Below are 8525 nucleotides of genomic sequence, written 5' to 3' on the forward strand. Positions count from 1 at the left end.
CGGCATCGGCATGCGCGCCGGCGTCGGTCAGTTCATCGATGCAGGCCAGTTCCTGGCCGGGCTTGTGCCCTTCGAGAATACGGGCGATGGCCTCGTCGGCCACCAGGACCCAGGTGGTTTTCATCGGGTGCTCCTCTGCTTGCTCAGCGGTTGATGCCCGACGTACCGGCGCCGAACCGTCCACGGCACCCATCGCGCCGTGGACCTGCGCCGGTGCGCCGCGGCAATCCATTGCTACTGGCTGGTCGCGTCCTCGTCCCCGTGTTCGTCGCCGGCGACGGCGATCTTCACGGGGCCCTGCTGGCCCTTGTCTCCCTTGTTGTCGTTCTGGCTGTCCTGGCCGTCCTCCCCTTGCTGGAGGACCTTGCGCTCCTCGACGTTCTCCGCGCCGCCGGAGGTCATGCCATCGCCCAGCGTGTTGCCGCTGCCGGACACGCCGCCCGAGGCGCCGCCCGACGCGCCGCCCGCAGCGCGCTCCTCGGCCTGCACGGTCTCATCGGTATTCGCGGCCTCGGGATCGGGACGCTGCGCCGGATCGGTGGCGGGATTCTGCCCGGCGTTCTGTCCACCCCCGCCGCTGCCGCCCTTTCCGCCCTGCTCACCTTGCGGTTGCTGTGCCATGGTGCCCTCCATTCATCACGATGCCTGCAGGCAAGCTGCAAGAACCCTGCCATTGCCGGCGGCGCATGCGCAGCAGGGGCCGCAAACTGCATCAGCACGCGCCTGCGGCCGGAGGAAGGCTTGTGCCGCCGGCATCGGCTCGCGATCGGCCCCCGGGCCCGTGAGTAACAAATACCCGGGCGGTAAGGTTCTTCACGCGGTCCTTGTCGAGGCTTCGGCGGCCTGTGGGCCGTACTTTCCGCCGAACCAGCGGTGCACCGCGACATAGAACAGCGGCACCCAGAAGATCGCCAGCACCGTCGCCGTGATCATGCCGCCGATCACGCCGGTGCCGATCGCATGCTGGCTGCCCGAGCCCGCGCCGACCGACGTGGCCAGCGGGACCACGCCGAGCACGAAGGCCAGCGAGGTCATCACGATGGGCCGCAGCCGCATCCGGCTCGCCTCGATCGCGGCCTCGACGATGCCCTTGCCCTGGTCGTGCAGCGCCTTGGCGAACTCGACGATCAGGATGGCGTTCTTGGCCGACAGCCCCATCGTCGTCAGCAGGCCGACCTGGAAGAACACATCGTTGGGCAGGCCGCGCAGCAGCGTCGCCGCCAGCGCGCCGACGATGCCGAGCGGCACGATCAGCATCACCGAGAACGGGATCGTCCAGCTCTCGTACAGCGCGGCCAGGCACAGGAATACGACCAGCAGCGACAGCGCGTACAGCGCCGGGGCCTGCGCGCCCGACAGCCGCTCCTCGTACGACAGCCCGCTCCAGGAGTAGCCCACGCCGGCCGGCATCTGCCCCATGATCGCCTCCACCGCGGCCATCGCTTCGCCGGAGCTGTGGCCGGGCGCCGGCTCGCCCAGGATCTGGATCGCCGCCACGCCGTTGTAGCGCTGCAGCTTGGGCGAGCCGTAGCCCCAGCTGCCGCTGGCAAACGCGGTGAACGGCACCATGGCGCCGCGGTCGTTGCGCACGAACCATTTGGCCAGATCGTCGGGGTTCATCCGCGCGTCGGGCCTGCCCTGCAGATAGACCCGCTTGACGCGGCCCTGGTCGATGAAGTCGTTGACATAGCTGGAGCCCCAGGCGATCGACACCGTGCTGTTGATCTCGGCCAGCGACACGCCGAGCGCGCGCGCCTTCTCGTCGTCGATCTCCAGCCGGTATTGCGGCTCGTCGTTCAGGCCGTTCATCCGCACCCGCTGCAGCTCCGGACGCTGGGCGGCGAGCTGCAGGAAGCGGTCGCGCGCCTGCATCAGCACCGCTCTGCCGACGCCGGCCCGGTCCTGCAGATAGACGTCGAAGCCGGTCGCATTGCCCAGCTCCATCACGGCCGGCGGCACGAAGGCGAAGGCCATCGCATCGCGCATGCCGCTGAACCGCGCCTGCGCCCGCCGCGCAAGATCGAACACGCTGGTCGCCTCGCCGAGGCGTTCGTGCCACGGCTTGAGCAGCACGAACGCAAAGCCCGAGCTCTGGCCGCGGCCGGCGAAGTTGAAGCCGTTGACGGTGAACAGCGACTGCACCACGCCACCCTCCTCCTGCAGCAGGTATTCGCGCAGCCGGTCCAGTACCTGTTGCGTGCGCTGCGCCGACGCGCCGGGCGGCGTCTGCACCTGCGCGAACAGCACGCCCTGGTCCTCGTCGGGCAGGAACGAGGTCGGGATCCGCGTGAACATCCACGCCGCCAGCGCGAGGATCAGCAGATAGACGGCGAAGTAGCGGCCGCGGCGTTTGAGCACCGCCACCACGCCGCGTTCGTAACCGCGCGTGGCCGCGTCGAAGCCGCGATTGAACCAGCCCAGCGGGCCGCGTTTCGGCTCGCCGTGCCCGTTCCCGTCTCCCTGCCCGTGCTGCGGCAGCGGACGCAGCATGGTCGCGCACAGCGCCGGCGTCAGCACCAGCGCGACCAGCACCGACAGCACCATCGCCGACACGATGGTGATCGAGAACTGCCGATAGATGACGCCGGTGGAGCCGCCGAAGAACGCCATCGGCAGGAACACCGCCGACAGCACCAGCGCGATGCCGATCAGCGCGCCCTGGATCTGTCCCATCGAGCGGCGCGCGGCTTCCTTCGGCGACAGCCCTTCCTCGGCCATCAGCCGCTCGACGTTCTCGACCACCACGATGGCATCGTCGACCAGCAGCCCGATCGCCAGCACCATGCCGAACATCGTCAGCGTATTGATCGAATAGCCGAACGCCGCCAGCACGCCGAAGGTGCCCAGCAGCACCACCGGCACCGCGATGGTCGGAATCAGCGTGGCACGCACGTTCTGCAGGAACAGATACATCACCAGGAACACCAGCACCACGGCCTCGAGCAGCGTGCGCACCACGCCCTCGATCGAGGCCGAGATCACCGGCGTGGTGTCGTACGGATAGACCACCTGCATGCCCGGCGGGAAGAACGGCTCGAGCTCGCCCAGCGTCGCGCGGATCGCCTTGGCGGTATCGAGCGCGTTGGCGACGCTGGCGAGGCGGATCGCGATGCCGGAGGCCGGGCGGCCGTTGTACTGCGCATTAATGTTGTAGTCCTGGCCGCCGAGGCCGACTTCCGCCACGTCCTTGAGCCGGACCTGCGAGCCGTCGCCGTTGACCTTGAGCAGGATCTCGCGGAACTGCTCGGGCGTCTGCAGCCGCGTCTTGCCAACCACGGTCGCGTTCAGCTGCTGGCCGGCGACCGACGGCAGTCCGCCCAGCTGTCCCGACGCGACCTGCACGTTCTGCGCCTGGATCGCGGTCCTGACGTCCGACGGCGTCAGCTGGTAGGCGGTGAGCCTGGCCGGATCGAGCCAGATCCGCATCGCGTACTGCGCGCCGAATACCTGGAAGTCGCCCACGCCCGGCGTGCGCGACAGCGGGTCCTGGATGTTCGAGACGATGTAGTTGGCCAGGTCCTCGCGCGTCATGCTGCCGTCGCTGGATACCACGCCGACGATCATCAGGAAATTGCGCACCGACTTGGTCACGCGGATGCCCTGCTGCTGCACCTCCTGCGGCAGCAGCGGCGTGGCCAGCTGCAGCTTGTTCTGGACCTGTACCTGGGCGATGTCCGGGTTGGTGCCCTGCTCGAAGGTGACGGTGATGGTCATGTTGCCGTCGCCGTTGCTCTCGGACGAGATGTAGCGCAGGCGATCCAGGCCGTTGAGCTGCTGCTCGATGACCTGCACCACGGTGTCCTGCACGGTCTGCGCCGACGCGCCAGGGTAGTTGACCTGGATCGCGATGGTCGGCGGCGCGATGGCCGGATACTGGCTCACGGGGAGCGCGCCGATCGACAGCGCGCCCGCCAGCATGATCACCAGCGCGATGACCCACGCGAAGATGGGGCGTTCGATAAAGAAGCGGGACATCGAGGCGCTCCGTTCAACGCTGCGAGACGGCGGCGCTGGCCGCGGTGGGCGCATTCGCTGCGTCAGGCGCGTTGGCCGTGTTGGCCGTGTTGGCCGTGTTGGCTGTGTTGGCTGTGTTCGCCGCGTTGGCCACGTTGGCTGCATTGGCCGGCACCGCCGCCGTCAGCGGCAACGGCCGCACCTTCATGCCCGGCCGCACGAATTGCACTCCGTCCACGATCAGCCGTTCGCCCGGCTGCAGGCCGCCGCTGACCAGCCAGTTGTCGCCGATCACGCGTTCGGCCTCGATCCGGCGCAGCTCGACCTCGTCGTTCTGATTGACGAGCAGCGCGGTGGCCTGCCCCTTCGCGTCGCGCGTGACGCCGCGCTGCGGCGCCAGCATGGCGGCGGGCCGCACGCCCTGCTGCATCCGCGCCCGCACGAACATGCCGGGCAGCAGTTCGTGGCGGGGATTGGGAAACACCGCGCGCAAGGTCACCGAGCCGGTGCCGGTGTCCACCCCCACCTCGGTAAACTCGAGCCGGCCCGGCTCGGCGTACTCGCTGCCGTCTTCGAGGATCAAGCGCACGCGCGCGGCGTTGTCCCCCGCGGCTTCGAGGCGGCCGGCCGCGAGATCGCGCCGCAGCCCGAGCAGCGCGGACGACGGCTGCGTGACATCGACATAGATCGGATCGAGCTGCTGCACGGTGGCCAGCGCGTTGGCCTGGCCGTTGGTGGCGAGCGCGCCCTCGCTGGCGAAGGAGCGGCCGATGCGCCCCGAGATCGGCGCGAGCACCCGGGTGTAGCGCAGGTCGATCGCCGCGCGGTCCACCGCCGCCTGCGCCGTCAGCCAGGCCGCTCGCGCCTGCTCGTATTCCTGCTGGCTCACCGCCCGATCGCGCGCCAGCCGCTCGTAGCGCTGCGCGGTCTGCCGCGCGGACTCCAGCGTCGCCGACGCGCTGGCGTGCGCTGCCTGGTAGATGGACGGATCGATCTGGTAGAGCTGCTGGCCCTGCCGGACCTCGCTGCCCTCCTTGAACAGCCGCTTCAGAATGATGCCGTCGACCTGCGGCCGAACCTCGGCGACGCGGTAGGCCACGGTACGGCCGGGCAGTTCGGTGCTGAGCGCCACCGGCTGGTGCCGCAGCGTGACATAGGCGACCTCGGGGGTCCGGGCGGCGGCGGGGGCCTGCTCCTTGCCGCAGGCGGCCAGGGTCAATGCCGCAAGCAGCAGTGGCAGCAGCAGCGGCGCGGTGGCTGGCAGCCTGCAAGAAGAAGAAGCCCGTGAAGAAGGCGAACGGGATGCGGCGAAGGCGGGGTCGGCAGGCATGGCGGCAATCGGAGAACATCGGGCGGCACCGATGCTATCCGTCGCTGCCGGTCAAGCCGCTGGCGCCAGGCTGACGGTTTTGTCATGTATCGCCCGGCACGGCTCAGGCGCCTTCCGTGCGCCGCCACAGGACCGCGACCGCCACGCGTACGAGCGGCGGCCTACGCCTCGCGCCTCAGATAGCGCGGCACGAAGCGGCGGATCGTGCCGTCCGGGAAGCGCACATCGACGCGTTCGCGCGTGGTCGCCACCACGGTGCCGACGCCATGACGGCGGGCGCGCACCTTGTCCCCTTCGGCGAAACGCGGCGCGCTGGCGCCGGTTCTCGTTTCGGGCAACGGCTCGACCGGATGGCGCGCGGCCTCGGCGGCCCGCACGCAGCTGTCGCAGGTGCCGCAGCGTTCCGGGCCGCCGTGCTCGCCGTAGTACTCCAGCAGCATCGCCCAGCGGCAGCGGCCGCTGCGAGCGTAGTGCAGCATGGCCTCGAGCGTGGCGCGGTCCTTGTCGCTGCGTTCGGCGTACTGCGCCGCGATGCTGCGCACCGCCTCGGCATCGTTCTTGTCCGGCCGCCGGCTGTAGCTGCCGTCCTGGTGGCGGCGCGCGATATCGGCCTCGCACAGCATCGTCAGCGCGACCTGCAGCTTGCGCCGGGCCACATTGGGCAACGCCTGATGCAGCGCGTCGAGCGACAGCGGCGCGGCGGCATCGCGGCGGCCGCCCATCGCCGCGACGATCTGTTCGAGCGTATCGGCGCCGGGATAGCGGTTGGCCAGGAAGAACTGCTGGACGCGCTTGTCGCGCTCGTCGTGCAGCAGCGTGCAGCGTGCCGGCTTGCCATCGCGCCCGGCACGGCCGGTCTCCTGGTAATAGGCATCGAGGCTGCCGGGCAGCTGGGCATGGACGATGAAGCGGACATCGGGCTTGTCGATGCCCATGCCAAAGGCGTTGGTGGCGACCATCACGCGGCAATCGCCGGCCATGAAGGCGGCCTGGCTGTCGCGGCGCTGCACGGCGGTGCAGCGGCCGTGATAGAGGGCCACGTCCTGCCCGGCCTCCTTGAGCCCGGCATGCAGCCGCTCGGCCTCCCGCACCGTGGCCGTGTAGACGATGCCCGCGCCTGGCTCGCGCGCGACCAGGCTGCGCACCTGCGCCAGCCGCTCGTCGTCGCCGGCGACATGCTGGACCGCATAGATCAGATTGGGCCGGTACAGGCCGGCCTTGACCACGCACAGCGACTGCAGGTCCAGCTGCGCGGCGATATCGTGGATCAGCGCGTCGGTAGCGGTCGCGGTCAGCGCCAGCACGGGCGGGCGTCCGAGCGCGCGCACCGCATCGGGAATGCCGAGATACGCGGGACGGAAATCATGGCCCCACTGCGAGATGCAGTGCGCCTCGTCGACGACCAGCAAGGCGACGCGATTGCGCTGGATCGACGCGATGACTTCGGGGTCCTGCAGCTGCTCCGGCGTGGTCAGCACGATCCGCTCGTCGCGGCGGGCCAGGCTGTCCAGCGCGGCATCGGCCGCGGCATCGCCGACCGCGCTGTTGACCACCGCCGGATCCAGCTCGAGTCCTTCCAGCTTCTCGGCCTGGTCCTGCATCAGCGAGATCAGCGGCGAGACCACCACCGTCAGGCCGTCCAGGCACATCGCCGGCACCTGGTAGCACAGCGACTTGCCGCTGCCGGTGGGCATCACCGCCAGCGTGTCGTGGCCCTGGAGCACGCTGTCGATGACTTCGGCCTGCCCGGGGCGCAGCCGCCGGATGTCGAAGCGTTCGCGCAGCAGGCGCCGGATGGAATCGGGCAGCGAGGTCGTCATGTCGGAGCGGCCGCTGCAATTTCCGTGCCGCGCCCTCCCTGCCGCGCGCGTTCCACGATGCGGCCGCAGCGGTCCGTCTTTGAGAAAAATTGACACCCCCAAACGGACGGACTTACGCTCGGTCGTCCCTGGACATGCCCCGCACGCCGCCTCGCGCCGCCGCGCCGCAAGCCCTTCCGGGCACCGCAGTCCCCCATACCCATAACGACAAATCTCTCCGAGACAGCCCCGCCGTGCCTTCCTCCCGCCTGAACCCCTCGCTGCTCAGCGAACTGCGTCCCGCCCTGCCGATCCTGATCGGCGCTTCCGTGATGTTGAGCCTGGCCATGGGCCTGCGCCAGAGCCTGGGCATCTTCATGCCGCCGCTGACGCGCGACATCGGCATCTCGGTATCGGACTTCACCGTGGCGATCGCGGTGCAGAACCTCGCCTGGGGACTGCTGCAGCCGATCGCCGGCGCGTGGGCGGTGCGGGTCGGCTTTCGCCCGCTGATGATGAGCGGCGCCACGCTGTATGTGCTGGGGCTGGCCCTGCTCGCCGGGGCGGAGGGGATGATCGGCGTCACGCTGGGCGCCGGCGTCGCGATCGGCGCCTCGATGGCCTGCACCGGCAGCGCGATCGCGATGGCGGTCGCCGCCCGTCCGATCTCGCCGACGCTGCGCAGCACGGTGCTCGGCATCGTGTCGGCCGCCGGGTCGCTGGGCGCGCTGATCGCCGCGCCGATCGGGCAGGTCGTCGCGCAGGGCTACGGCTGGCGCGTCGGCATGGCGGCCTTCGTCGTGCTGGCGCTGGCGATGCTGCCGGCCGCGTGGTTCGCCGGCCGTGTGGACCGGCTGCCCGCGCCGGTGTCGACCACCGGGATCGAGCAGAACGCACGCCAGGCGCTGGGCACCGCGCTGCGCCATGCGCCCTTCCTGGTGATGGCGCTGGCGTACTTCGTCTGCGGCATGCAGCTGGTCTTCCTGACCACGCATCTGCCGTCCTATCTCGATGTCTGCGGCATGGACGCGATGCTCAGCGCGCAGGCGCTCGGCGTGATCGGCGGCTTCAACGTGCTGGGCAGCCTGTTCTTCGGCTGGGCCGGCGGCCGCGTCAACAAGCTGCTGCTGCTCGGCGGCATCTACACGGTGCGCTCGCTGGCGCTGACCTGGTACTTCTCGTCGGCACCGACGCCCGAGAGCACGCTGGTGTTCGCCGCGGTGATGGGCTTCCTGTGGCTGGGCGTGGCGCCGCTGGTGGCGGGCTGGATCGCGGAGACTTTCGGCCTGCGCTGGCAGGCCATGCTGGGCGGCGTGGCGTTCTTCAGCCACCAGATCGGCAGCTTCGTCGGCGCCTTCGGCGGCGGTCTGCTGTTCGACGCGCTCGGCTCGTACACGCTGGCCTGGCAGGTCGGCGTATCGCTGGGCCTGGCCGCCGGCCTC

The 8525-nt window shown here is 70.0% G+C and carries 5 protein-coding genes; 1 reads left to right on the forward strand and 4 read right to left on the reverse strand.

Features of this window, described 5'->3' with window-relative positions:
• Positions 1-234 precede the first annotated feature (234 nt).
• From AC6EI8_RS21540 to AC6EI8_RS21555, 4 genes are all read right to left on the reverse strand, one after another.
• Positions 235-621, reverse strand: coding sequence for a hypothetical protein (locus AC6EI8_RS21540; RefSeq protein ID WP_498382827.1), 387 nt, complete (start codon positions 619-621; stop codon positions 235-237).
• Positions 622-813: 192 nt separating this feature from the next.
• Complete coding sequence (locus tag AC6EI8_RS21545; RefSeq protein ID WP_498382828.1) at positions 814-3975, reverse strand: efflux RND transporter permease subunit; 3162 nt, start codon at positions 3973-3975, stop codon at positions 814-816.
• A 13-nt stretch (positions 3976-3988) separates the two neighbouring features.
• Positions 3989-5284 carry an efflux RND transporter periplasmic adaptor subunit gene (locus AC6EI8_RS21550; protein WP_498382829.1) on the reverse strand — a complete coding sequence of 432 codons (1296 nt, stop codon included), beginning with the start codon at positions 5282-5284 and terminating at the stop codon, positions 3989-3991.
• 161 nt (positions 5285-5445) lie between these two features.
• Positions 5446-7104: a RecQ family ATP-dependent DNA helicase gene (locus AC6EI8_RS21555; RefSeq protein WP_498382830.1), complete on the reverse strand. Its 1659-nt coding sequence runs from the start codon at positions 7102-7104 to the stop codon at positions 5446-5448.
• A 311-nt stretch (positions 7105-7415) separates the two neighbouring features.
• Between AC6EI8_RS21555 and AC6EI8_RS21560 the strand changes: the two genes are divergently transcribed.
• A partial coding sequence (locus AC6EI8_RS21560; protein WP_498382831.1) for an MFS transporter occupies positions 7416-8525 on the forward strand: 1110 nt, incomplete at its 3' end.

This window comes from Cupriavidus sp. R6-3 (assembly GCF_059772245.1).

Bases quoted from the DNA above. Each gene is read 5' to 3' on its own strand.
- AC6EI8_RS21555 (WP_498382830.1), bottom strand. From the start codon at position 7,104: ATGACGACCTCGCTGCCCGATTCCATCCGGCGCCTGCTGCGCGAACGC.
- AC6EI8_RS21550 (WP_498382829.1), bottom strand. From the start codon at position 5,284: ATGCCTGCCGACCCCGCCTTCGCCGCATCCCGTTCGCCTTCTTCACGG.
- AC6EI8_RS21545 (WP_498382828.1), bottom strand. From the start codon at position 3,975: ATGTCCCGCTTCTTTATCGAACGCCCCATCTTCGCGTGGGTCATCGCG.
- AC6EI8_RS21540 (WP_498382827.1), bottom strand. From the start codon at position 621: ATGGCACAGCAACCGCAAGGTGAGCAGGGCGGAAAGGGCGGCAGCGGC.